This window comes from Chryseosolibacter histidinae (genome assembly GCF_018598225.1).
Taxonomy (GTDB): Bacteria; Bacteroidota; Bacteroidia; order Cytophagales; family Cyclobacteriaceae; genus Chryseosolibacter; species Chryseosolibacter histidini.
On record NZ_JAHESF010000009.1, the window covers coordinates 167,139 to 190,312 of the forward strand.

Here is a 23,174-nt window from a genome sequence, read left to right on the forward strand (position 1 = left end):
GTATCTTTCCGGTTATTTTGACCCGATTTTCACTGCAAAAAAGGATGTTTTATTCCTTTGTCTATCTTTGGAGGATAGTTTCCGATCCGCTATTTTTAGCGACCAAACAACCCTTTAAACCCCACACATGGAAATTTTCCTGAAGGCGGAGACTTGGCTGGCTTTGCTTACCCTTACCTTCTTTGAAGTTGTTTTAGGAATTGACAATATCATCTTCATTTCAATTGTTTCGAACCGCCTGCCTGTAGAGATCCGCGCACGCACGCGCAATATCGGTCTGCTCCTGGCGATGGGTGTAAGGATCATTCTGCTGCTCACCATTACGTGGGTAATGAAGTTCACCGAACCTCTGTTCACCGTACCACACTGGATCAGCGACGATGGCTCGATCAGCGGAAGAGACCTGATCCTCATTTTCGGCGGCATGTTCCTCATCGCGAAAAGCACACGGGAGATCAACCACGAGATGGAAGGCGAGGAAGAGACCATGGCTACCGGTGGTGGCAAAAAAGTGAACGTCAGCGGTATCATCGCACAGATCATTCTGCTTGATATCATCTTCTCATTCGACTCCATTCTCACCGCGGTGGGCCTTACCAACGAGGTGGTCATCATGATCGTTGCCGTCATGCTCTCCATCGGCATCATGATCATCTTCTCAGGTCACATCAGTGATTTCATACACCGGCACCCGTCTATGGAAGTGCTGGCGCTCGGGTTCCTCATCCTCATCGGGTTCATGATCTTCCTGGAAGGTCTCGGCAAAGACGTCCCGAAAGGTTATATCTATTTCGCCATTGTATTCTCCATGCTCATAGAGATGGTTAACATCCGAGTCCGGAACCGGCGTAAAAAAGCAAAAGAAGAAGCCCATGAGTAACAGCGACGAACGCCTGCGCTATCCGATAGGAAAATTCACGGCACAGGAATCCTATACACCGCAAGAGCTTCAGCAATGCATCGACAGGATCGAAGCCCTGCCGGCAAAGATCGAAGCGCTGATCAAAAATTTCTCAGCAGTACAGCTGGATACACCTTACCGTGAAGGAGGCTGGACAGCACGCCAGGTGCTTCACCATATTCCCGACAGCCACATGAACGCGTACATCCGTATCAAGTGGACGTTAACCGAAGACACTCCCACCATCAAAGCCTATGATGAAAAGTTGTGGGCTGAAACACCCGAAACAAAACTCGATCCTGTGATCTCGGTCAATTTCCTGAAAGCGCTGCACGTCAAATGGGTGGCGATGCTCAGGTTAATAAAACCTGAAGATCTCATGCGCGAGTTCTTCCATCCCGAATCGAAAAAGCACGTGCGGCTCGACAGGCTGATAGCACTGTATGCATGGCACGGAGAGCATCACCTGGGGCATCTGGAGATCGTAGCAAAGAAATAGCCGGTAATCTGTAATCTGTGATCTGGTAATCAGTACATCCCTCAAAACGAATACCGATTACTCAAACCCGTGGGCAGCCGTTCGCCAGCAATAACTGACCGTAAAATCGTTAATTTTGCACAAAACGCTTCAGCTCTCAAACCGATTACCGATTACCCCATACCGATTCCAATTATTGCAGCTAGTAACCCATGACTCGCAGCTACACGCCTCCCCGCTTTCTCTTCTCGCCCCATCTAGAAACCATCTACCCGGCGTTGCTCAGGAGGGTCTCACTGCAGCCCTACACGCGCGAACGCATCACTACACCGGATGATGACTTCCTCGACCTCGACTGGCTCACGCAAGGATCGGACAAACTGGTGATCATCTCGCATGGTCTTGAAGGCAATACCACCCGCGCCTACATCAAGGGAATGGCCAGGGTCTTCTTCAGCAAGGGCTACGATGTGCTGGCCTGGAACTATCGTGGCTGCAGCGAAGAGATGAACCGGCAGCTCAGATTTTATCACAGCGGCGCAACGGATGATCTGAACGTTGTGACCGACTATGCCATCGACCAGAAAAAATACAAAGCGCTCTACCTCATCGGCTTCAGCCTGGGCGGCAATATCACGCTCAAGTATCTGGGAGAAAAAACACCACGACCGGAGGTCCGGAAGGCTGTGGCGATCTCTGTGCCAATGGACCTGCAAACCAGCTGTGAGAAGATATCTCGTCCGTCCAACTGGATCTATGCCAACCGTTTCCTGAGAAGCCTGAAGAAGAAAGTACAGACCAAGGCTGCCCGCATGCCCGGCCTGGATGTTTCGGGTATAGACCGGATAAAAACACTCCAGCAGTTCGACGACCGCTACACGGCACCACTGCATGGGTTCAGCAACGCCATCGATTATTATACGCGATGCAGCTCGATCCATTTTGTAAACAACATCGATATTCCCACGCTCATCATCAACACGCTGAACGATCCGTTCCTCAGCCCCGAGTGCTTTCCGGATGCACAGCTGAAAGACCATCGCCATGTGCAGCTCGAAATTCTTTTACGCGGCGGGCATGTAGGCTTCGCGCAATTCAACAAAAATGGACTATATTGGTCTGAACAGCGCGCGTTGTCTTTTATCGATGGCCAATAATCTTTTTATCAACGTTAACACCCGGCTATGATCGACCGGTACAGCATCACCACCTCTGCCGATGTGATCAGGGAGCGATTCTCTGTGGACTTCCTCGATCTCTACAAGGCACATTACAATGCTGCCCCCACCAGGTTGCTTCCTGTGATCACCGCCTCCGGCGCCAAAGGTATTTCATCTTTCTACTGGGGCACCTCTCCCGAGTGGTCGAAGAACAAGGTGGTGAGTGAAAAGATCATTAACACCCGGGCGGAGAGCTTCGCCGAAAAACCCTCGCTGCTGAAAGCTTTGAAAAAGAACCGGTGCATCATTCCCGCCGATGGTTTCTATGGCTGGAAAAAAGTAGGCAAAAAAACGGCGATCCCTTACAGGTTCGTTTTGAACACAAGAGATCCCTTTTCGATTGCAGGGCTTTGGGAAGAGTTTGAAGACACGGATGGCAACCAGATCCGCACGTTTACCATGATCACCCAGGTTGCCAATGACCTAGTGAGCCAGGTACAGGAAAGGATGCCGGTGATACTGACACGGCAATCTGAAAAAGTATGGCTTGACAATGGAAGCAATGAAGAAACGTTGCTGGGACTGCTCACGACCTACCCCGCTGCGGCCATGAATCATTACCCGGTATCTCCGGGCATCAGCGATGTGCGATCAGATGTTCCCTCCCTGATCATTCCCACACCACCCTCGGACCAGCATGGGAACCTTACTTTATTTGATTAGGATAGTCGGTAATTGGTGATCGGTAGGTTAATCGGCATTAGGCCATCGCAAAAACTTATTCCACTAAAATGGACCCAATTTATTGGTTTCACTACTGAATATCATTGATTTATCTGAAGGTTCATAAACCAGACCGTCCCAAAAGCATGCTATACCTTGCTTTCGGGACGGTTGAATGTTGAACAAAAGATGGAGGGCAAGTAAAATTATCTTTCGATCCGGATTCTCCTCGACACAACTTCTTCGTTGGCAGCTCCAATAATTCTAACAATGTAGATACCTGCTCGTAAATGCCCAACGTTTAGATTAACTGAAGGCTCGTTATTGTATATTTTTTTAGAAATGTTTAGAGTACCCATTGCATCGACTACCTGAACTTCGATTATCTGCGGGACAGATGGTAGTAAAATAGTAAGGTTGTCCACAGTGGGATTTGGGAACACTTCGAATTGCCTCGCTGTGCGATTGGATGTGCTTGCTGCAAACAGGGTTGATTCAGGAAAATTTGAGATCTCCAGGGCATGATTGGCTGCCGAGACTGTATAAATGTAATCACCGGCAACAGCAATACCCTGTGCGCCATCCAGCAATGCTCCGGATGTCCCGTGAACAAGGGTTCCCTTATGTGTAGGTGCGGAAGAATTCGATATGTCGATAACCTCCACGGCATCGCCCAAATTACTGGCGACGAAGGCGTAGTTCCCCCTCACTACAACAGAGATGGCTCCATACAGGTTGGCCCCCCCCCACCATCAAAGATAGATCCTACCAGAACGGGCACGGTGGGATTGGTTACATCTACAATTTTCAGAGCACCATCCCAACTCGCTACATAAGCGTAGCTCCCGACAACATATACAGACATCGGCCGCGAAACAGTCAACTTGCCTGCATGCACAGGACTAGAGGGGTTGGTGACGTTTACTATTTCCAGTGCATCACTGCCGTAACTGGCTATATATGCATAGTTTCCTGACACAAAAACACCATTGGGGGAGCTTATCGCGGCACCGCCGCTCCCATTGGTGATACTTCCTTTATGAAAAGGAGCACTAGAATTAGTTACATCGATGATTTCAAGGGCATTACTCAGCTTGCTGGCAACGTAAGCATGACTACCTGAGACATAAACAGCATAAGCGTCATCCAGTAATGCACCGCCAGACAGATGCGTGAGGCTCCCAGCATGGGACGGAGCTACCGGGTTGCTAACATCCACGATCTCCAATGCATCGCTATTGCGACTGGCTACATAAGCATAATTCCCCACTACATGAACGGAGGCTGCGCCCCATAGTTTGGCATTGCACGTGTTTGAATGGGCGAGAGCACCTTTTGCCACCGGCACAGATGGATTTGTTATATCAATTATCTGCAAAGCGCTGCTACTATAGGCAGTGACATAAGCATAATTCCCGGATACAAAAACAGACTGAGGATTGATTAATAATGTCCCTCCCATTCCATCTCTTACAGCACTTCTGTGGACAGGAACAGACGGGCTTGATACGTTTATGATCTCAAGTGCGGCACTGCTACTGCTTGCGACGTAAGCATTGCCACCAGCAACAAAAATAGACGACGGTGTTGCAAGTAATGCCCCACCAGTGCAATTCGTGAGGCTGGCATGATGTACGGGAGCAGCCGGTGTCGAAACATTCACGATCTCCAAAGAATTGCCGCCACTATTGACAACATAGGCGTATCCTCCAGACGTATAAATCGATTTTGGGCTACTAAGCAAGGCGCCGCCTGAACCGTTGATCAGTTTCCCAGCATGAGTAGGCGCTCCGGGTGAACTAACATTCAGAATTTCTATGGAACCTAAATTGGCTACATAGGCGTACCCACCCGTGATATGAATGCCATTAGGGGAACTGATGCTGGCCCCGCCTGTGCCATTGAGTATTTTCCCGGCGTGCGTTGGATTGGAGGGGTTTGTAATATTGACGATCTCGACCGCATTGCCGCTGCTGCTAGTAACGTAAGCATAGTTACCCAATACAGAAACGCCCGATGTGGTTCCAAATATAGCACCTCCACTGCCATGCAAGATTTTACCCTGATGAATTGGAGCAGCGGGATTTGACACATTCACGATTTCCAAAGCATTGAGACTAGCTACGTAAGCATAGTTACCGGAAACGAAAACAGAAGCAGCATCGGCTAGCGCCGCACTTCCTCCGTTGACAATAAAACCAGTGTGCACAGGAGCACTGGGATTACTAATGTTAATAATTTCCAGGGCGTCGCTGTTCAAGCTGGTCACGTAAGCGTAGCTGCCCGAAACAAAAACAGATGTTGGATAATCCAATTTCGTGGCACCACCATTGATAAGGAAACCCAACGGAGAGGGCGTGTTGGGATTGCTGACGTCGAAAATCTGGAAAGAATTACTGGTTGCGCTCACAACGTAGGCGTAAATACCATCCACAACAACCGAAGTGGGATAACCCAGCTGCGCCGAACCAAGCCCATGATCAGTAACATTAGTTACATGAGTGGGATTTACTACTTGCGCAGTTACAGCAACGACTAGGCAAAAAGTAGCCAGCCCGGTAGCGAAAGCATGCTTATTTTTCATAGGGTTTTGTTTTAAGTTTTTAAACGAATTATAATACCAGAAGTTAGCCCTCAATTAAAATCTTTCGAGTGTTCTTTAACACAACGAGGTGGTTACTGCTACAGTTTGTATCGCAAGTGACTACGTGGCTAATGCTATGCATATACTTAGGCATTCGGGTTCTTAAAAAAGCAAGGTTTGTATCATCTGTTAGACAACACCCCGATTGCCACCAACGTCCATGATTGAATTGTTTTTGTACAATTTTCAAGAAAAGTCAACCTTCGATAATAGGGTGTACTATCTCTTAAGGCCATTTAGTTATGGATATTTTGAAGCATTCGAAAAAGCTTCCTAAAGAAGAAATGTATTCGTTTAAAGAGCAGGAAAGTAGCTCATCACGCTCAATTGGATACTCAAATTGCTCACGCCTGGGGAAAACGGAAGTATGAAAAGCACTTCATAAGTAAGTTAACAGACGCCGATGGAGAACAATTGGAAACGCAACATTGGATTGAAACTGCACTGGATTGTTCCTATACATCCAAGGAACTTGCAGATGGCCTATTACAGCAATGTTCGTCTCTAGGAAGGATGCTGAATTCAATGATCAATAAATCTGCATCTTTTTGCAATAATGCACCACTGAATAATAATCAAGCACCGAATACCGATCACTGATCACCGATTACCACTTACCCCTCAAAACCCGTCGTCGTCATCCTCTTTTTTCTTCTCTTCCGGTGTGACCTCAGGCTGCTCGGGTTGCTTCTTATCCTTCTTCGGTTTCTTCACCTTCTTCACTTTGGGCTTCTTCTCCCTGCGTGAAGGTTTTTTCTCCTCCTGGCCGGGCTGGGGCACTTCTGCCTGTGAAACGGTGTCGGCTTCTTCTATGAAATCAAATTCGTCTTCCGCAGGTGTTTGTGTGGCTGTTGAATCCACGGCCTCTTTAGGCTTCTTTTTGAACAGTCCTTTCAGGCCCAGACCCTTGCGTTTTTCTTTACCCGCTGCCTTCTCCTCTCCTTCTTCTGCACCTCCACCGGCCTGCTGCATTTTCGCGATCCGCACATCCGGTAGTATGAGCGCATCCCGCAGGTACCACATGTAGTTGTCCTGGGTAACGTTGTAACGCACGTCGGCGATATAGTATTTAGGGATCTGCGGCACCCATTTGTTCAGCACGGAATCGTACAGGAGGCTATCCGGGGTATTGTACTTCAACAGCCTTACTTCACGGTCTTTGGTGATCACGTAAATGCTGTCGAGGGGCTCGGAAACCGAATCTGCCGGGGCCTGGGGCACGTCTACGATCATGGTGGTGTCTCTGATCGACTTGGCGGCACGTTCAAAATCGGCCATGGAAACCGAATCTGCGCCCTTACCTTTTCCTGACAGCGAATCCGGCACATGCACCGGTACCGGCTTCATCTGCACGGTGCGCAGACTGCGGACCTTGCGCTGATACGAGACCGGTTCTGCAATGAGATATTTGTTCTTGCTGGCTGTATAGATCTTGGGGGTTGAATCCTCCTGGAAGTAGCTGAACTTCTTCCTGAGCTCATCCTTATCGTAAATAAAGGCACTTTGGTAAGCAGGGCAAACCATCCGCTGGGTGCAGGAACCCAACAAAAGGCACATCAAGCCAAAAAAGACGCTAAAAGCCCTGGTCATGAACGGGGTAATTCAAGCAAAAATAAGGAAATAAACCCATAAAACAGCGCAGAAAAGCCAGGTAGACGCATGGAAATGTACTCATTTTTCTAACGCTCGGAGGGGGGATTTAGTGAGCGGAGATTATGAAAAAGTACTGGAATCGTTGCCAGTTGCCTGTTACCGGTTGCCAGTTAGGGTGGGTGCACTATCACATGATCGTTCCATGTCCAGATGCATGGCTCAATGGGCGTTTCAGCACCGAACGAAACCGGTAACTGGCACCGGTAACCGGCAACCCTCAAAGGAGTCTCTTCAGAATAATGAACAACACCCCCAGCAGGAAGATAATGATCGAGATCTTATTGATCCCGTGCATCATTTTGATATTGATGTTGGTAGGCCTTGAAGGGTCTTTGCCCCTGAAAAAATACCCTCCTACTTCTCCGAGCCGGAAAAAATTCCTGAACCAGCTCCCCTTCTTTTCCCCGTGCGGCCGTGTGCCGTGGATCGTATTGTTGTCTTCAGCCATTATCCTGCGTGATTAACTTCCGGTATCTCGAGCCAGTTTCCGTCTTCGCGGATCAGCTCTATCAATTCATCAACAGCTTTTGCCGTGGGAACGTTTCTTTTTACAACCTCTTTTCCGCGGTACAGGGTGATCCTGCCGGGACCTGACCCTACATAGCCATAGTCTGCATCGGCCATCTCTCCCGGTCCGTTCACAATACATCCCATGATGCCGATCTTCACACCTTTGAGGTGGAATGTGCGCGACCTTATTTTCGCCGTAGTCTCCTGCAGATCGAACAACGTACGCCCGCATGAAGGACATGAAATGTATTCGGTCTTCGAGATCCGGGTTCGCGTGGCCTGAAGGATATTGAACGCGGTCTCGTTCACCATCTTGTCGCCTCCGCAGTTGGTGGCCGCGATGAAGACGCCATCGCCCAATCCGTCTATCAGCAAACCTCCGATGTCGGTTGCCGCATAAAGCTGAAGCTTCTCAGGGGTCAGGTTCTCATAGGCACGCCCGATCACCACAGGCACCCTGCATCCCTGGGTCAGAAGCTCTACGAACAGCTTCCGCTGCTCCGCCATGCCGTGCGCGTTGTAGGTATCGATCAGCAGCACTGCCGTGGCATCGTTGTTCAGCTTCGCTACCAGCGGCGAGGTGATATCTTTCAGACAGGCATAAACAAAATTAAGACGCGGCGACAATTCCGTGGCAGCATCGAGGTAGGCTTCAGACCTGATGAAGGGGTAAGCGCGGTCCTGGTGTTTCTGCGCGAGCCACGTTTTGTGATTATAAATCAGTCCGAGGGTTCCGGGGATCGCAAAATCGATCGTCTGATCGCCGAGGAAAACATAATCGCATGCCAGGTCGGAGATGTTCCACTTGTCGAGCGGAACGGAATAATGATAACCCACACCGAAGAACGACGCGGGCGTGATCTTTTCGCGCGCTGAAAAATCGGCAATGACCCTGGGCACCTGGTGATGGCCGAAGTTCATCACTTCGTGGGTAACCCTCCTGGCATACGCAAACGGATCGATGGGATACTGTGTGATCTCGGGAATAGCAGCATGACCGCTCCGGGTAGTGTAGCGATCGGCCAGGGTTTTGGCTACAGGCACCTCTGCTTCAGGCTCTTCCGTCAGTGACACCCTGATGGTATCGCCGAGACCATCTTCCAGTAGCGTGCCGATGCCCACGGAAGATTTGATCCTGCCGTCTTCACCGTCGCCCGCCTCCGTCACGCCCAGGTGCAACGGATAAGGTTTGAATCCTTCCTCGTCAAGCTTCTGCACCAGCAGGCGGTAGGCTTGCACCATCACCTGCGGGTTGCTCGACTTCATGGAAAGAACGATATCATAATACTGGAGGTCTTCACAGATGCGCAGGAACTCGAGCGCTGACTCTACCATGCCCAGGGGCGTGTCTCCGTAGCGGCTCATGATCCTGTCTGAGAGCGAGCCGTGGTTGGTGCCGATACGCATGGCGGTTCCGTACTCCTTGCAGATCTTCACCAGCGGCGTGAACTTCTGGCGGATCCTGTCAAGCTCGGCTTCATACGAGGCGTCGGTGTACTCGATCTCTTCAAAGCGTTTTTTATCGGCGTAGTTTCCGGGGTTGATCCTCACCTTTTCAACGATCCGGGCAGCCAGCTCGGCGGCGTTGGGTGTAAAGTGGATATCAGCGATCAGTGGAACGGTATAGCCCCTCATGCGGAGCTCTTTCTTGATCGCTTCCAGGTTTTGTGCTTCTTTGACGCTGGGCGCCGTAATGCGCACGTATTCGCAGCCGGCATCCACCATGCGGATCGTCTGCTCCACTGAGCCATGGGTATCCATGGTGTCTACCGTGGTCATCGACTGGATCCGGATAGGGTTCTCTCCCCCCATCGGCAGATCACCGATCTTTACTTCTATGGTCTTTCGGCGGCTATACTGGACCAGGCTATTACAATATTGCTTGACGGACTCGATCGGGGAATTCACACGCTCTCGGTTTAGTGCAAAATTAACGAAATACAAGGTACGAAGTACGAGGTACGAGGTACGATTTGCGGTGCTTTTCGTACTTCGTATCTCGTACCTCGTACTTTAAACGTACTTTGTCCACTAAATATCTCCTAATTGCGGCCTCAGAATGATCTCCTCCACCACACTTCTTTCTGACAGGGAATAGGCAGCATAGACGGTTTCTGCGATATCTTCGATCTTCATGAATCGTTCGTCCGGCAGGTTGGCCCCTTCCCAGCTCCTGGTTTGGGTGGCGCCCGGCATTACGGCTGTAACGCGGATGTTGAAAGGTTTCAGTTCTTCGCGAAGGCATTTGGAGAACCCCAGCATGGCGAACTTTGAGATGGCATACGCGCCTCCATTAGGATACGCCTTGATGCTGGCGATGGAGCAGATATTAAAAATATGGCCCGCTTTTCTCTCGCGCATGGCATGCACCAGACCGCGTGTGGCGTGGTATGCGCTGTAGAGGTTGGCGTTGATCATGCGCTCGAGCGTGCCATCGGGTTCGGTGGAGAGCTCACCGGGAATAAAATGGCCGGCATTGTTCACCAGCACATCAACAGGGCGCCCGAGTCCGAGCACAAAATCTGTAAAAGCCCTCACCTGCGACTTCTCTGCCATATCGGCCCTGAACGTAAACACGCCGATGCCGGGATACGCGGAACGGAAGTTATCTTTTAGGTCGTTGAGCTCCGGCTCGTTGCGGGAGCAGGTGACAACGTCGAAGCCCTGTTGTGAAAATTTTTCAAGAATAGCCCGTCCTATGCCTTTTGATCCCCCGGTAACGACAATGAGCTTGCGCATTGCTGGTGTATTATTTTCAAGTATCTTTAAAGCAAGATAATACTTGCAGGGATTTTATTGCAGCATGATACAGGAGATTGGCAAATACTTCATTTTTATCGGACATCTCTTTACGAACCGGGAGTCTTTTAAAACCTACTACAAGCTTGTTCTGGAAGAATCCATCAGCATCGGCATCGGGTCGCTTTTCCTGGTGGCGCTGGTCTCTACCTTTATGGGCGCGGTGACCACGGTGCAGACGGCCTTTAACATGGTGAGTCCCCTGATCCCCGACTACGTGATCTCTCAGGTGGTACGCGAGACCACGGTGCTGGAGCTGGCACCTACCATCATTGCTGTGATCTATGCGGGAAAGGTTGGCTCAAGCATGGCCGGTGGTCTTGGCACCATGCGCATCACCGAACAGATCGATGCGCTGGAAGTAATGGGCATCAACTCCATCTCCTACCTGGTGCTGCCGAAGATAATTGCATCCATGCTCATGTACCCGATGCTGGTGATCATTGCCGGCGTGTGCGCGCTGGGCGGCGGCTATGTGGTGGGACTTGTAACAAGCATTATCTCGCCGGGAGATTATGTCTACGGTATCCGGTACTCCTTCAATGAATTCACCATCACCTTTGCGCTGATCAAATCAGTAGTGTTTGCATTTCTCGTGGCATCCATCTCGTCTTACAAAGGATATTATACACAAGGCGGCGCACTGGAAGTAGGTATTTCCAGCACACAGGCCGTGACCAACAGCGTGATCGCTGTACTAGTATCAGATTATTTACTCGCTCAACTCCTGCTCGGCCAATGATCGAAGTACAGCATATCTCAAAATCCTTCGGCGATAGAACCATCCTGAAAGATGTCAGCGGTGTATTCGAAAAAGGGAAACCCAACCTCATCATCGGCGCCAGCGGCACGGGTAAAAGTGTGTTGCTCAAATGTATCGTGGGCCTGGTGAAACCCGATGACGGCCACATCTTCTATGACAAGCGCAATTTTTCGGAAGGCGACCGCGACACCAAGATCGAGATCAGGCGCGAGATCGGCATGCTCTTCCAGGGCGGCGCGCTGTTCGACTCCAAAAATGTAGAGCAGAATGTGCGCTTCCCCCTCGACATCCTCACCCCGATGTCGTATGAAGAAAAGATGGACCGCGTGAACTTCTGCCTGAAGCGCGTGGGCCTGGAGAACGCCAACAAAAAGATGCCTTCGGAGCTCAGCGGTGGTATGAAAAAACGGGTGGGCATTGCCCGGGCTATTGTGAACAATCCCAACTACCTGTTCTGCGATGAACCTAACTCCGGCCTCGACCCCCAGACCTCTATCCTCATCGATGAGCTCATCGACGATCTTTCAGAAGAATTCAAAATGACCACCATCGTTGTAACCCACGACATGAACTCCGTAATGGGTATCGGCGAACGGATCCTCTTCATCTACAAAGGCCAGAAGCTTTGGGAAGGAACGAAGGACACCATCACTCATTCGGGCGTGAAGGAGCTTGATGACTTTGTGTTTGCGAATAAAGTGATGCGGAGTCTTCGAACGAAGTAGGTGTTCTTACCAGGAGCCAGAAGTCAGAAGCCAGGAGTCAGAAGAGTGTGGTGTTTGATCCGCTATTCTGGCTTCGATGCCTGACGGCTGTGTTGCCTCTCCTGTCAGCACTTACACTGATTTCCCATACGATGCCCTTCTGACTCCTGACTGCTGGCTCCTGACTTCTTTTCTATTCATACCTCAAGCTCTTCACCGGATCGGTCATCGCTACTCTTAATGAATGATACGACACTGTGACCACGGCGATCAACAGGCATATGGCGGCGGCTACCAGGAGCGTGATCATGCCTACATCGACGTGATAGGCGTAACCTTCGAGCCATTTCGTCATCAGATACCAGCCTGCGGGACAACCTATGCCGGCGGAGATGATCACCAGCGTGGCGAACTCCCTGTTCATCAGTTGCACAAGACCCGGCACAGACGCACCGAGCACCTTGCGGATGCCGAGCTCTTTGGTCCTTCTTTCCGCAGAGAACGCCGATAGCCCAAACAGTCCCAAACACGAAATGAAGATCGACAGCACGGCCAGCGTATTGAACACCTTGCCACGTTGCGACTCAGCTTTGTAAAAATTCTCCCAGTCCTGGTTCAGGAAGGTGTATCTGAACGGATAACCGGGTGCGTATTCCTTGTGCAGTTTCTCTACTGAATGCAGCGCATTTTCCGTCTCTCCTACCTTGGTTCTCACCAGCAGGCATTCGAAGTTCCTGGGTTGAATGTACATGATCAGCGGCTCTATGGGGTTATGCAGTGAGCCGAAGTTGAAGTCTTTGACAATGCCAATGATCTTTCCTTTATTTTCCCCGTAGGCGAGGTCTTGCCCGACAACACCATTCTTGAATCCGAACTTCTCCGCAGCTTTTTCATTCACGATATAATTGATTGTATCGGTGGCCAGCTTCCGGTCGAACGCCCGGCCGTCTACCATCTCCATTTTCATCGACTGGATAAAATCGTAATCCACATTGAGAATTGTGAAAAGGATCCGTTCATCCTTGTTCTTGCCCTCCCAGTTGAAACCCGAAGTAGAGTTGCCGATGCCGATGGGGAGTTGTCCCGAGGCTGTGACAGACTCGATGCCTTCTGCGTCGGCAAGCCGGTTGTGGAACGTTTCAAAATTCCTGCTGATATCGCTTTCCATCCACACGTAAAACATATTCTCGCGGTCGAAGCCAATGTCACGGTTCTGCATGTAGCTCATTTGCCTGAACACCACCGCTGTGCTGATGATGAGGATGATGGAGAGCGAGAACTGCAGCACTACTAATCCTTTTCGGAAGGCTGCCGCCCGCGAGCCGCTCTTCAGCTGTCCTTTCAATACCTGCACAGGTTTGAACTCCGAAATAAAAAACGCCGGATAGCTGCCCGCAACAAATGCCGTGAAGGCAACGATGGCGATAAAGGTGACCAGGATGCGGGCATCGAGCAGGTTCAACCCCAATGCCTTGCCCGTGATCTCGTTGAATACCGGTATCAGCAGCAGCGTGGCAACCACAGCAATGAGTGCCGCGATGCCTACGGTCACAAAAGATTCGCCCATAAATTGTTTGAAGAGCTGCCGGGGTACGGCGCCGATCACTTTTCTAAGCCCCACTTCCCGGGCGCGTTTGGTGGCCTGGGCGGTGGCAAGGTTCATAAAATTGATGCAGGCAATGATGAGCACAAATACAGCCACGACAAAGAAGATTCTCACATATTCTATCCGTCCTCCGGATTGCTGGCCATTCTCAAAATCGCCGTACAGGTAAGAGTCACCGAAAGCCTGCGTGAATAACTTCACATTGGTACTTTCAGCGTGGTTCTTGATCTCGTCCTCGAGCTTTTTGTTGAACGCCGTCACGTCTGTGTTCTCCCGAAGCAGGAGAAAAGTGCGGATGTTATTATTATCCCACTGCTCGAGCCAATTTTTATTCTGGTCAAAAAAATACTGGAAAGGCAATAAATACTCGAACTGGATCGACGAACTCTTGGGTATATCTTGTAACACACCGGTGACAGTAAATACATCTTTGGTGTCCATCGTCAGCATCTTACCCATGGCATCTTCTGACCCAAAATATTTTTCCGCCATCTTCCGGCTGATCACGATCGAGTTCTTCTCTTTCAATGCCGTTTTCTGATCGCCCTGGAGCAACGGAAAAGTGAACATTTCAATGAAGTCCTGATCGGCAAAATGACCTGGCTCATAAAAGCCCTTATCGCCGTTCTGAAAAAGATGGTTCACCGACCATGTGAACCGTGTAGCCAGCTCGATCTCCGGGAATTTTTCTTTTATATAAGGCGCCATCGGTCCCGGCGTAGCGGCAAAGGTGTAAAGCCTGCCATCACTGTACCGCTGATTTTCCATCACCCTGTACAGGCGGTCGATGTTGGTATGGAACTTATTATACTGCAGCTCATCGTTGACCCATAAAAAGATCAGTAGCGCGCTGCAGATCCCGAAAGCCAATCCCAGGATGTTGAGCGTGGAGAACAACTTGTTACGGAATATGTTGCGGAAGGCAACAACCAGGTAATTTCTCAGCATAGGGCAAAAATTTTAGTTGAAGGACAGGCAAGCCACCGAAGGGTTGCATGAAGGGTACCGGGAAAGATGAAGAAGGTTACAATGCAGTTCCCGCAGATTTCGCAGATGAGCGCAGATAACGAGAAACAAAAAATCCGCGTAAATCAGCGGGATCTGCAGGGACACTCTACTACGCGATAATCGGTAGCTCGATAAAGAACGAGGTCCCTTTACCGGGTGTACTTTCGAACCAGATCCTGCCGTGCATTTGCTCTATGCCCTGCCGGGCGATGGCGAGCCCCAGGCCGGAGCCCGACTTTTTGGTGCTGAAATGGGGCAGAAAAACCAGGTCGGCGATCTTCGGGTCGATGCCCTTACCATTGTCATTGAATTCGATCCTGATGTTGTTATTAACCCGCTCGATAGCCACCTGGATGCGCACGGCCTGCCCCGGGTTGCCCGACTGAAGGCCGTTCAGGATCAGGTTCGAGAAGGTGCGGCTCAACAGCTGCTCATCGCCCATTACCTGCACTTCTTTTACCGCGCTTTTGAAGAGAATCTCTCCCGAAGGACTGTGCAGGTCAACCGTACGTTTCACAGCCGACACCAGCTCCAATGGCCTCACCACCAGCTCGGGCATTTTGGCAAAACCGCTGAAAGATGAGGCGATCTCGTTGAGTGTATCTACCTGTGAGAGCAGCGAAGTAATGGCCTTCTGACTTTTCTCTGCGGAGCCATTGCCTGACTGCAACGATCGTTCGAGCTGCTGCAGCATCAGCTTCATGGGCGTGAGTGGGTTTTTGATCTCATGGGCTACCTGCTGCGCGATCTCACGCCAGGCCTTCTCACGTTGGGTTTGCTCCAGCTCACTTTTACTTTCGCTCAGCTTGTAGAGCATGGTATTGTATTCCTTCACCATGAGCCCGATCTCATCGCTGGCATTCCAGGTAAGCGGATTGTTGGTTTTGGTGAGCGACGTGCGCCGCAGCGACTGCGTGATGAACCGGAGCGGAAAAGTAAGCCACTCCGAAACGAAATACGAAAGCACGAGCAGCGCTATAAAAATGAAAGCAAAGATGTTGAGGATGTTGGTGAGGATCACGATCTGCACTTTCTCCAGCAGGTATGCCGACTGAAAGAACGGAATCCCCAGGATGCCCAGTAGCCTGCCCGTTTGTGGCGATTTCAACGCCGCATAAGCGATGAAATACCGGAGGCTTCCCACCTGCTCCGATTCGATGAAGGTGGTCTCGCCGCTCCTGATCTTGTTCAACGCGCTGGAGTTGATGTAGGTGGATATAAGGTGGTTCTCGAAGATGAGGGGCTGGCTTGTGGCGATCAGCGTTCCATCGGCACTATAAACGTTGGCGTCGAGGTTAGAGAGATCGGCCAGGTCTGCAAGCCGGTTGTTGAACGAAACGGGATTATCGCCGTCCTGGTAATAATAATCGTGCAAGGCAGTGGTGATCTCCTGCCCGAAGATCCGCGATTTGCTGAGGTACTCATTGTCAAGCTGCTGCTGCGATGACCGGCTGGTAAGGCTCAGCGTTGAAACACTCACAATGATCAGTGGAATAAAAAAGGCAAGGTTCAGGTAAAGCTGGATCTTCGCTGAAAAGAACAGGCGCCTTCCCTTGAAATAATTGTAAATGCCCTGGGTGACGATCATGAACAGGATCACGAGCAGGCCCAGCACAAACAGGAACGAAAAATTGGAAAGCTTGTAAGGAAAGGATGCCTTGCGGGATGTGACCACGGCAATACGACCGTTCTGATCTTCCTGTGCAATGTGATCATAGCCCCCGGCTGAGATCCCTTCGGTGTACAATCTTGTATTACCGATCCACGATTTATTGAAGAACTTCTCGTAGTTGAACTCACCGGAGGTAAAAAGAATCTTCTTGCTGGCAAATACGGCGTAGCTGAGATCCTGGGTGCGGTAGAACTGCTGAAAGCGGTAATCCACCAGCAGCTCGGGGTAAACATTTTCAGGAATGATCTTCTTCAGCGAAAGCTCAACCACCACGTAACCCGAAATGACTCCCTGCCGGTGGATGGGCACGATCATCAGGTACTTCTGTGTGATATCCGATTCAGGGTTGCTGACAAAACGGATACCTTCATACTCCGTTCGTGATGCGTCCTGGTCGTACCGGCTCACCACTTCAGAGAATGAAGGGGCCAGCTCACCGCCAACGGGTTCACCCACCGTATTGAAGATCATAATGTCAACGTCATACTTATCGAAATAGCTGGGCAAAAAATACTGCCTGATCTTCTGACCAATGGCTTCCTTGCCGAGGAACGGGGTGGTTATACGCGCCTGGGTGAAGGCATCGTTGGCGATCTTCAGCGACGACAAATACAGCAGGTGCTCTCCGAAAATATCACGGTCGATGAGGAAGTTATTGGCAAAACGGAACTGGTTATCTATTTTCTCCTTTTCGCTGAAATGCTGCAGGCCATAAGCACCGTTGGCAGAAAGACAGAAGATGCCGATAAAAAGATAGGCGAAGGTGGCGTAGCTCAACCTTTTCAGGCTTGTGTACAGGCGCCGGAAGTAGACCACCAGAAAATAAAAGACTGTCACCAGCAGTGAAGACACATACATCTGGCCGGTGATCTCATTGACGATGACAAAGATCAGCACGGCAATACCGAAGGCACTGAGGGCACGGGTCCTGTTCCTGTCACTGGCCAGGATCCGGATAAACGCGTGAGAGAACAGGAAAGCGCTGATGCCTGACAACACTACGGCGAGTAAGGCAATCACCCGGAGGCTGTCAAACTGCAGCGATTGTGAAATATCCAGGGCGATGGATGAGTTGTTGTAAAGGGTCTGGATCACCACGAAAGGAAACAACCCCGCGAACACGACACATGCGCCGGAGAGGATCATGATGAACCAGGCCCATTCACTGTTATGACGATAATTCAAAAAACGAAACCTGCAATAGTTCTTGAAGATGTAGAGGCACAATGCCAGCACCACCATCACGTTGAGAAAAAGATCACCGAGCGATGCGTTCAGCGGCGACGATGCGAACACCTGCGGATCGAACAGGTCTGTGCGGATAAACACATTGGGAAAATCAAGCTGGGTCATCACTTCCCGGGCCACGCGGAAGAATACGAACAGGAGCAGCAGTCCCAGCTCTGCGAACCTCCGGTCGATCAACTTCACCAGATCATATACGATCCACAGGAACAGCAGCAGCGAGGCCGTGATCAGCACCAGCGCCATATTGTTCGAAGCCTTGTATACCGGGAAATTGCCTGATGGAAGGCTGATCCTGAAAAGGCAGTTGCCGTCCACACAGACAGGGGTTCCGGCAGCGGCGCCAGGCTCCAGGATGCTGATGCTTCCTGACGGGAAGATGCGGCGGTTCCATTCCGGGGTGAGGTAATCGTTGTTGATAAAATAATCGCGCTGCAGCGTGATCAGCGTCACCACATAACGGCGAAGGCCCGCCTGTTTCTTCATGGCCAGGAACGCCCCATTGCCCGTTTTGAGCAGCTTCACCTGAAAGGTATCCGAGACGATGCGTGGCGTGGGCACATAATGGTTATCGGACCAGTAAAGCAACGAATCACGGCTGTAGACAAAAAAAGGATAACGCCTCGGTTGTGAGATCGTAGCCGGGCTGTCGATAGCAGCAATAACCTCGTCGAGCTCGTTGGAGGCGAGCGCGAGCTCTTTTTTAACCTCGGCGCCAATGCGCTCCGCTACCGATTCATGTGTATAAGGCTGAAAGGAGATATACGCTGACAGGAGACCGCCTGCCAGCAACAGGATAAAAACAACGCCTAAGATTTTTGTTCTTCGCTTCAACCAGGTCACATTAGGATGACCAGTAAAGTTAGCAATTTACGGCGCGTCCGCCATAGCTTCAGCGACGGGTTGCCAGCTTCCGGTCGTATTTGATGCCACCGATGAAATAGAGATAGAGCAGGCGCGAGTACCGGTAATTGAGGGGAATAAGCAAAACCATCACGCCGATCACCACGCCTATGTAAACCCATTCGGAAGGATCGCCAAGCACATACAGAAGTATACCGATGATCACAATAAAGGCTACCGTAAAGGCATAGCTCACGTACATAGCGCCCTGGTAAAAACCGGGCTCCGGTTCAAACCTCAATTCGCAATGTGCGCATTGGGTGTTCATGACCGTAAATTTTGAAAGCCTGGTGGCGGGATAAGCAAAGACGTCGCCCTGGCGGCACCGGGGGCACTTACCTTGAAGAAGTGCGGCCGCTAAGCTCTTGTTGGGCATTTCTGCTGGATTTAAGCCAAAAATAACCAAGGATGATCACTGCCAGGTAAGGCATCACAAGCAGGTAAAGAATGCCGGTGTTGATGCCTGCGCCTACACCAGGGTTACCGTTGCTGAAGTTGTTCTCGAGCGTTGAACGGCACATGGCGCATTGTGCAAACGTGTTGCCGATGCCCAGCAACAGAAAACATAACGTAAACAACAAAACCCTTTTCATATCTGTATCATTTCAAATCCAACATCCGGCAACCTTAAACTTTAAACCTTAAACTTTAAACCTTAAACTTTTAACTTTTAACTTCTAACTGTAGTAGGGACTGATCATCAGGTAAACCACAACACCGGTGACGGCCACATACAGCCACAGCGGAAAGGTGATCCTGGCCAGCTTCCTGTGCCTTTCAAAATTGCCGCTGAGGGCCCTCACAAACGTGAACAGCACAAAAGGAATAACAACGATTGACAATAAAATGTGCGTAATAAGGATGAAAAAGTAGACGTACCGGATGGTGCCCTGCCCCCCAAAAGGAGTTGACTCGCTGGTGAGGTGATAGATCACATACATCACCAGGAATGAAGCTGAAAGGAAGATAGCCGTTTTCATCAGCCTTTCGTGAAGCTGTCTCTTACCGTTCCGGATCGCGATCACAGCGGAGATGAGCATCACGGCTGTGAGTCCATTGATGGTGGCGTAGATCGGTGGCAGAAATGAAAAATCGTAACCTTCAACCTTGGGCATGCCAAAGAGAATGGCTACCACAACAGGAATAACAATGGAAAGTGTAACGATCAGCTTTTTGTAAGGTTCCTTTTTCTCGATGAGGTTGATATGCTCTGCCATGTCAGTATTTTTTAAGTATAATGCTTAACTCGATCAGCAACCGGTCTATTTCCTCGCGGCTGCTCCCCTGGTAATAACCCCTGATGCGTTTCTGGTTGTCGATCAGCACAACGTCATAAGGATCTTTTAGCAGCAGCACACAACGCTTCAGGAACGAAAGGTCTTCTTCGCGCAGGGCCATTGCTTGTGGCTGCACGGTCTTCACTTCGCTTTCACTTACTTCATCGTACACCCGTTGAAGAACAGTCTCTTCTCCTGAAAAATTCAGGATAACGAGCGGCGCGTCACTGCCGATCAGCTTCATAACAGAGTCGGGCAGCACATAGGGCGACGGATAGGTAAGGTTGCAATGGGCAGGCGCGTCAGGCACACCTTGCTCGTGCAATGGCGCTACATCGAACTCGTTCTTTCCGAAGATCTTCAAAAACAAAAAGATGCACACCGGGAGCAGCAGTGCCAGGAAAAGGAATACTATTTTCTTACCCATGCTATCAAAAAAAGAGGCTCAGGTAGTTAACCCAAGCCTCCATCACAAAATTGTATCTCAAATCAATGATCAGTACCTGAGGTTAAAGATGGCCATACCTTCATATACGAAGGCAACCAGCATCCAGATGACAAACACCATCGGGATCAGGATAGACCAAATCAGCACTTTGGCCTCATGACGCAAGTGCATGAATTCGCCCACGATGTACGCCGCTTTAACGATCGTCATCAGGATGAAGATGGTTACCCGGGTAGCCTCGTACTGGTGCGGTACAGAGAAGGCAACGATAAATTCAAGTACCGTGATCATCAGCAGGATCAGCGCCACTGTCCAAAGCTTTTTGATCTTCTCTTTATCCGGAGGTATTACGGTTACGGGTGTATGATGTTCTTCTGAATGAGCCATGATAAGTTCAGTTTATAAACGTTAAACCAGGTAAAAGAAAGTGAATACGAATACCCAAACGAGGTCTACAAAGTGCCAGTAGAGGCCTACTTTTTCAACCATTTCGTAGTGACCGCGCCTGTCATAAACGCCCATCACGGTGTTGTAATAGATCAGGAAGTTAAGACACACACCACTGAATACGTGGAATCCGTGGAATCCTGTAATGAAGAAGAAGAACGCTGCAAAATCCGGAGGTCCGTACTGGTTCTGGGAAAGGCTGGCGCCGAAATACTTCGTGCCCTCAGCTACTGAAGGTCCGTGGTGGGCGCCGTGAATGAAGTGGCTCCACTCCCAGGCCTGGCAGCTCAAAAAGGTAAGTCCGCCGAGGATGGTCCAGAGCATCCATTTTTCAACCGCTGCGCGATCCATTCTGTGACCGGCCTCAACAGCCAGCACCATGGTAACGGAGCTCATAATGAGAATAAAGGTCATTAAACCGACAAATACCAGGGGGGCATTGAGACCCTCGAAAAAGGGTATCGCCTCAAACACCTTTTCAGGCACCGGCCACCAGGCCTGGGAGAATTGAAACAATTCAATATCGCCTTCATAGCCGGGGTGAGCTGAACGCACCAGACCATAGGTAATTAATAATGCAGAGAAAGTAAATGCATCTGAAAGCAGGAAAAACCACATCATGAGCTTGCCATAGCTTGCGCCCATGGGTGACACTCCGCCATCCCATACACTTCTTCCGGGAGCCTGAACACTAGTTGAGGTACTTGCCATTGTTTATTTCAATTTATCGGTACAATAGTAGAAAGACGAACAAATATAACCAAAGCCCGTCCAAAAAATGCCAGTAAGTTGCGCACATTTCCATCTGCGCAAGGTTTTTGGAATGGATTTTAAACCTGAAAATTGCCACCAGCACCACCAGCACAAAAATAACTCCGCTCACCACGTGCAACCCGTGCAATCCTGAGATCACATACAGGAACGATCCGGATACAGCGCTCGCATCACGGCCCACCAGGTGGATACCTGCGGCCACCAGCTGCGTCCATCCCATCCACTGCCCTACCAGGAATGCAACACCCAGCACCGCCGTGATGCTGATCGCCACCCTGGCGGTTTCAATATTGTTTTTCTTCACCGACAGGTAAGCCCAATGCATGGTGGCACTGCTCAGCAAGATGATGCCCGTGGTCACCCAGAACATCGTTGGCAGCTCGAAGTCGAGCCAGTTGCCTTCTGCCTGGCGTACCATGTAAGCACTGGTGAGCGCACCGAATATCATGACCACGCTTACCATAAAAAGCCACACACCGAACTTCTTCGGGTGCATCGCCATCGGCTTCTTCGCTTCTTCTACTATTTTGAATTCTGATGCCATAAAATCAATCTCTCCTCCATCAAACTTTATCCAACAAATAGGCGATCTGAACGATCGGCAGATATAAGAACGAACCGAACATGATCTTCAATGCCGACTTCCTGTCGCCCGATTTCATCAGTGAAAATGTCATCGCGAAAAAGATCACACCACATACCGTAGCGATGATCGCAGAATTGATGCCCGTGATGCCAAAGGTGGCGGGCAACAAGCCGAGCGGGATCAGGCACAGGGTATAGATCATGATCTGGATCGCCGTGTTCAGGTCTTTCTGTCCGCTGGAAGGCAGCAATTTAAAACCTGCTTTTTTATAGTCGTCATCCGCCACCCAGGCAATAGCCCAGAAGTGCGGGAACTGCCAGATGAACTGGATACCAAAAATGATCAGCGCCTCGTGTGAGATCACTCCTGTTGCGGCGGTCCATCCCAGCAGGGGTGGCAATGCACCGGGAAATGCGCCGATGAAGACAGCGATCGGTCCCACCCTTTTCAGTGGCGTATACACAAAGCCGTACAAGATCATCGACACCACCGAGAGTGTTGTGGTCAGCACATTGGTATAAGCCAGCAGGATCAGTACACCTGCCGTTGCACACACCACGCAAAAAGCGATCGCCTCTTGTACACTGATGCGCCCGGTAGGCAACGGACGTCCCATGGTGCGCGACATTAACTTATCGAGGTCCTTTTCCAGGATCTGGTTGATCACTGCTGACGCACCCGAGATCAGGAAGCCACCAATGAAGAGCATGGCCAGCGCAAACCAGTTCACCTCCGCCGATGCCAGCACATATCCGAACGCGCACGAGAACGACACCAGGAACGACAGCCTGAACTTCAGCAGCTCAAAGTATGCCTTCGCCTTCGCTGCAAACGAAAAACCAGAGGATGTATGAATAGGTCCGGCGATCATAG

At 50.3% G+C, this 23,174-nt stretch carries 23 protein-coding genes; 7 read left to right on the forward strand and 16 right to left on the reverse strand.

What is annotated here, in order from left to right; genetic code table 11:
• The first annotated feature begins 127 nt into the window (after positions 1 to 127).
• The 4 genes from KK083_RS11395 to KK083_RS11410 all read left to right on the forward strand — a co-directional run bounded on the left by KK083_RS11395 (position 128) and on the right by KK083_RS11410 (position 3,262).
• Complete coding sequence (locus KK083_RS11395; RefSeq protein ID WP_254163354.1) at positions 128 to 880, forward strand: TerC family protein; 753 nt, start codon at positions 128 to 130, stop codon at positions 878 to 880.
• A complete protein-coding gene (locus tag KK083_RS11400) occupies positions 873 to 1,400 on the forward strand; it encodes a YfiT family bacillithiol transferase (RefSeq protein ID WP_254163355.1) in 528 nt (175 codons plus the stop codon). The genes KK083_RS11395 and KK083_RS11400 overlap by 8 nt, the downstream gene beginning before the upstream one ends.
• Positions 1,401 to 1,591: 191 nt before the next feature.
• The gene (locus KK083_RS11405) at positions 1,592 to 2,536 is read left to right on the forward strand and encodes a YheT family hydrolase (RefSeq protein ID WP_254163356.1); all 945 of its coding nucleotides are present in this window, start codon (positions 1,592 to 1,594) and stop codon (positions 2,534 to 2,536) included.
• 27 nt (positions 2,537 to 2,563) lie between these two features.
• Positions 2,564 to 3,262, forward strand: a complete 699-nt coding sequence (locus KK083_RS11410; protein ID WP_254163357.1) for an SOS response-associated peptidase — start codon at positions 2,564 to 2,566, stop codon at positions 3,260 to 3,262.
• 206 nt (positions 3,263 to 3,468) lie between these two features.
• Here KK083_RS11410 and KK083_RS11415 read toward each other — a convergent pair whose 3' ends face one another.
• Positions 3,469 to 3,972, reverse strand: a complete 504-nt coding sequence (locus KK083_RS11415; RefSeq protein WP_254163358.1) for a T9SS type A sorting domain-containing protein — start codon at positions 3,970 to 3,972, stop codon at positions 3,469 to 3,471.
• Positions 3,972 to 5,846, reverse strand: coding sequence for an LVIVD repeat-containing protein (locus KK083_RS11420; protein ID WP_254163359.1), 1,875 nt, complete (start codon positions 5,844 to 5,846; stop codon positions 3,972 to 3,974). Before KK083_RS11420 ends, KK083_RS11415 begins: the two co-directional genes overlap by 1 nt.
• 387 nt (positions 5,847 to 6,233) lie before the next feature.
• Between KK083_RS11420 and KK083_RS11425 the strand changes: the two genes are divergently transcribed.
• Positions 6,234 to 6,506 carry a four helix bundle protein gene (locus KK083_RS11425; protein WP_254163360.1) on the forward strand — a complete coding sequence of 91 codons (273 nt, stop codon included), beginning with the start codon at positions 6,234 to 6,236 and terminating at the stop codon, positions 6,504 to 6,506.
• A 21-nt stretch (positions 6,507 to 6,527) separates the two neighbouring features.
• Here KK083_RS11425 and KK083_RS11430 read toward each other — a convergent pair whose 3' ends face one another.
• The 4 genes from KK083_RS11430 to KK083_RS11445 all read right to left on the reverse strand — a co-directional run bounded on the left by KK083_RS11430 (position 6,528) and on the right by KK083_RS11445 (position 10,808).
• Positions 6,528 to 7,496, reverse strand: coding sequence for a hypothetical protein (locus KK083_RS11430; RefSeq protein WP_254163361.1), 969 nt, complete (start codon positions 7,494 to 7,496; stop codon positions 6,528 to 6,530).
• Positions 7,497 to 7,776: 280 nt separating this feature from the next.
• Entirely contained in the window at positions 7,777 to 8,007 is a 231-nt protein-coding gene (locus KK083_RS11435) for a DUF6728 family protein (protein WP_254163362.1), read from the reverse strand.
• Positions 8,007 to 9,977, reverse strand: a complete 1,971-nt coding sequence (gene ispG / locus KK083_RS11440) for a (E)-4-hydroxy-3-methylbut-2-enyl-diphosphate synthase (RefSeq protein ID WP_254163363.1) — start codon at positions 9,975 to 9,977, stop codon at positions 8,007 to 8,009. The genes KK083_RS11435 and ispG overlap by 1 nt, the downstream gene beginning before the upstream one ends.
• Before the next feature lie 123 nt (positions 9,978 to 10,100).
• Positions 10,101 to 10,808, reverse strand: a complete 708-nt coding sequence (locus KK083_RS11445; protein WP_254163364.1) for an SDR family oxidoreductase — start codon at positions 10,806 to 10,808, stop codon at positions 10,101 to 10,103.
• Between the two features lie 67 nt (positions 10,809 to 10,875).
• Here KK083_RS11445 and KK083_RS11450 point away from each other — a divergent pair, with 67 nt between their 5' ends.
• Positions 10,876 to 11,610, forward strand: coding sequence for an MlaE family ABC transporter permease (locus KK083_RS11450; RefSeq protein WP_254163426.1), 735 nt, complete (start codon positions 10,876 to 10,878; stop codon positions 11,608 to 11,610).
• Entirely contained in the window at positions 11,607 to 12,356 is a 750-nt protein-coding gene (locus KK083_RS11455) for an ABC transporter ATP-binding protein (protein WP_254163365.1), read from the forward strand. Before KK083_RS11450 ends, KK083_RS11455 begins: the two co-directional genes overlap by 4 nt.
• A gap of 172 nt (positions 12,357 to 12,528) precedes the next feature.
• Here KK083_RS11455 and KK083_RS11460 read toward each other — a convergent pair whose 3' ends face one another.
• The 10 genes from KK083_RS11460 to cyoE all read right to left on the reverse strand — a co-directional run bounded on the left by KK083_RS11460 (position 12,529) and on the right by cyoE (position 23,172).
• The gene (locus KK083_RS11460) at positions 12,529 to 14,889 is read right to left on the reverse strand and encodes an ABC transporter permease (RefSeq protein WP_254163366.1); all 2,361 of its coding nucleotides are present in this window, start codon (positions 14,887 to 14,889) and stop codon (positions 12,529 to 12,531) included.
• A 169-nt stretch (positions 14,890 to 15,058) separates the two neighbouring features.
• A complete protein-coding gene (locus tag KK083_RS11465; RefSeq protein ID WP_254163367.1) occupies positions 15,059 to 18,700 on the reverse strand; it encodes a sensor histidine kinase in 3,642 nt (1,213 codons plus the stop codon).
• Positions 18,701 to 18,758: 58 nt separating this feature from the next.
• Positions 18,759 to 19,037 (reverse strand): DUF983 domain-containing protein, encoded by a 279-nt coding sequence (locus KK083_RS11470; protein ID WP_254163368.1) that lies wholly within the window; start codon positions 19,035 to 19,037, stop codon positions 18,759 to 18,761.
• Positions 19,038 to 19,104: 67 nt separating this feature from the next.
• Complete coding sequence (locus tag KK083_RS11475) at positions 19,105 to 19,362, reverse strand: hypothetical protein (protein WP_254163369.1); 258 nt, start codon at positions 19,360 to 19,362, stop codon at positions 19,105 to 19,107.
• Positions 19,363 to 19,446: 84 nt separating this feature from the next.
• Positions 19,447 to 19,986 (reverse strand): DUF420 domain-containing protein, encoded by a 540-nt coding sequence (locus KK083_RS11480; protein ID WP_254163370.1) that lies wholly within the window; start codon positions 19,984 to 19,986, stop codon positions 19,447 to 19,449.
• A gap of 1 nt (position 19,987) precedes the next feature.
• Positions 19,988 to 20,473 (reverse strand): hypothetical protein, encoded by a 486-nt coding sequence (locus KK083_RS11485; RefSeq protein WP_254163371.1) that lies wholly within the window; start codon positions 20,471 to 20,473, stop codon positions 19,988 to 19,990.
• A gap of 69 nt (positions 20,474 to 20,542) precedes the next feature.
• Complete coding sequence (locus KK083_RS11490; protein ID WP_254163372.1) at positions 20,543 to 20,881, reverse strand: cytochrome C oxidase subunit IV family protein; 339 nt, start codon at positions 20,879 to 20,881, stop codon at positions 20,543 to 20,545.
• 21 nt (positions 20,882 to 20,902) lie between these two features.
• The gene (locus KK083_RS11495) at positions 20,903 to 21,652 is read right to left on the reverse strand and encodes a cytochrome c oxidase subunit 3 (RefSeq protein WP_254163373.1); all 750 of its coding nucleotides are present in this window, start codon (positions 21,650 to 21,652) and stop codon (positions 20,903 to 20,905) included.
• Between the two features lie 13 nt (positions 21,653 to 21,665).
• Positions 21,666 to 22,259, reverse strand: a complete 594-nt coding sequence (locus tag KK083_RS11500; RefSeq protein WP_254163374.1) for a cytochrome c oxidase subunit 3 — start codon at positions 22,257 to 22,259, stop codon at positions 21,666 to 21,668.
• 19 nt (positions 22,260 to 22,278) lie between these two features.
• On the reverse strand, positions 22,279 to 23,172 hold the full coding sequence (gene cyoE / locus KK083_RS11505) for a heme o synthase (RefSeq protein WP_254163375.1): 894 nt from the start codon (positions 23,170 to 23,172) through the stop codon (positions 22,279 to 22,281).
• Positions 23,173 to 23,174 lie beyond the last annotated feature (2 nt).

Bases quoted from the DNA above. Each gene is read 5' to 3' on its own strand.
- KK083_RS11395 (WP_254163354.1), top strand. From the start codon at position 128: ATGGAAATTTTCCTGAAGGCGGAGACTTGGCTGGCTTTGCTTACCCTT.
- KK083_RS11400 (WP_254163355.1), top strand. From the start codon at position 873: ATGAGTAACAGCGACGAACGCCTGCGCTATCCGATAGGAAAATTCACG.
- KK083_RS11405 (WP_254163356.1), top strand. From the start codon at position 1,592: ATGACTCGCAGCTACACGCCTCCCCGCTTTCTCTTCTCGCCCCATCTA.
- KK083_RS11410 (WP_254163357.1), top strand. From the start codon at position 2,564: ATGATCGACCGGTACAGCATCACCACCTCTGCCGATGTGATCAGGGAG.
- KK083_RS11420 (WP_254163359.1), bottom strand. From the start codon at position 5,846: ATGAAAAATAAGCATGCTTTCGCTACCGGGCTGGCTACTTTTTGCCTA.
- KK083_RS11430 (WP_254163361.1), bottom strand. From the start codon at position 7,496: ATGACCAGGGCTTTTAGCGTCTTTTTTGGCTTGATGTGCCTTTTGTTG.
- KK083_RS11435 (WP_254163362.1), bottom strand. From the start codon at position 8,007: ATGGCTGAAGACAACAATACGATCCACGGCACACGGCCGCACGGGGAA.
- KK083_RS11445 (WP_254163364.1), bottom strand. From the start codon at position 10,808: ATGCGCAAGCTCATTGTCGTTACCGGGGGATCAAAAGGCATAGGACGG.
- KK083_RS11455 (WP_254163365.1), top strand. From the start codon at position 11,607: ATGATCGAAGTACAGCATATCTCAAAATCCTTCGGCGATAGAACCATC.
- KK083_RS11460 (WP_254163366.1), bottom strand. From the start codon at position 14,889: ATGCTGAGAAATTACCTGGTTGTTGCCTTCCGCAACATATTCCGTAAC.
- KK083_RS11470 (WP_254163368.1), bottom strand. From the start codon at position 19,037: ATGAACACCCAATGCGCACATTGCGAATTGAGGTTTGAACCGGAGCCC.
- KK083_RS11475 (WP_254163369.1), bottom strand. From the start codon at position 19,362: ATGAAAAGGGTTTTGTTGTTTACGTTATGTTTTCTGTTGCTGGGCATC.
- KK083_RS11480 (WP_254163370.1), bottom strand. From the start codon at position 19,986: ATGGCAGAGCATATCAACCTCATCGAGAAAAAGGAACCTTACAAAAAG.
- KK083_RS11485 (WP_254163371.1), bottom strand. From the start codon at position 20,473: ATGGGTAAGAAAATAGTATTCCTTTTCCTGGCACTGCTGCTCCCGGTG.
- KK083_RS11490 (WP_254163372.1), bottom strand. From the start codon at position 20,881: ATGGCTCATTCAGAAGAACATCATACACCCGTAACCGTAATACCTCCG.
- KK083_RS11495 (WP_254163373.1), bottom strand. From the start codon at position 21,652: ATGGCAAGTACCTCAACTAGTGTTCAGGCTCCCGGAAGAAGTGTATGG.
- KK083_RS11500 (WP_254163374.1), bottom strand. From the start codon at position 22,259: ATGGCATCAGAATTCAAAATAGTAGAAGAAGCGAAGAAGCCGATGGCG.
- cyoE (WP_254163375.1), bottom strand. From the start codon at position 23,172: ATGATCGCCGGACCTATTCATACATCCTCTGGTTTTTCGTTTGCAGCG.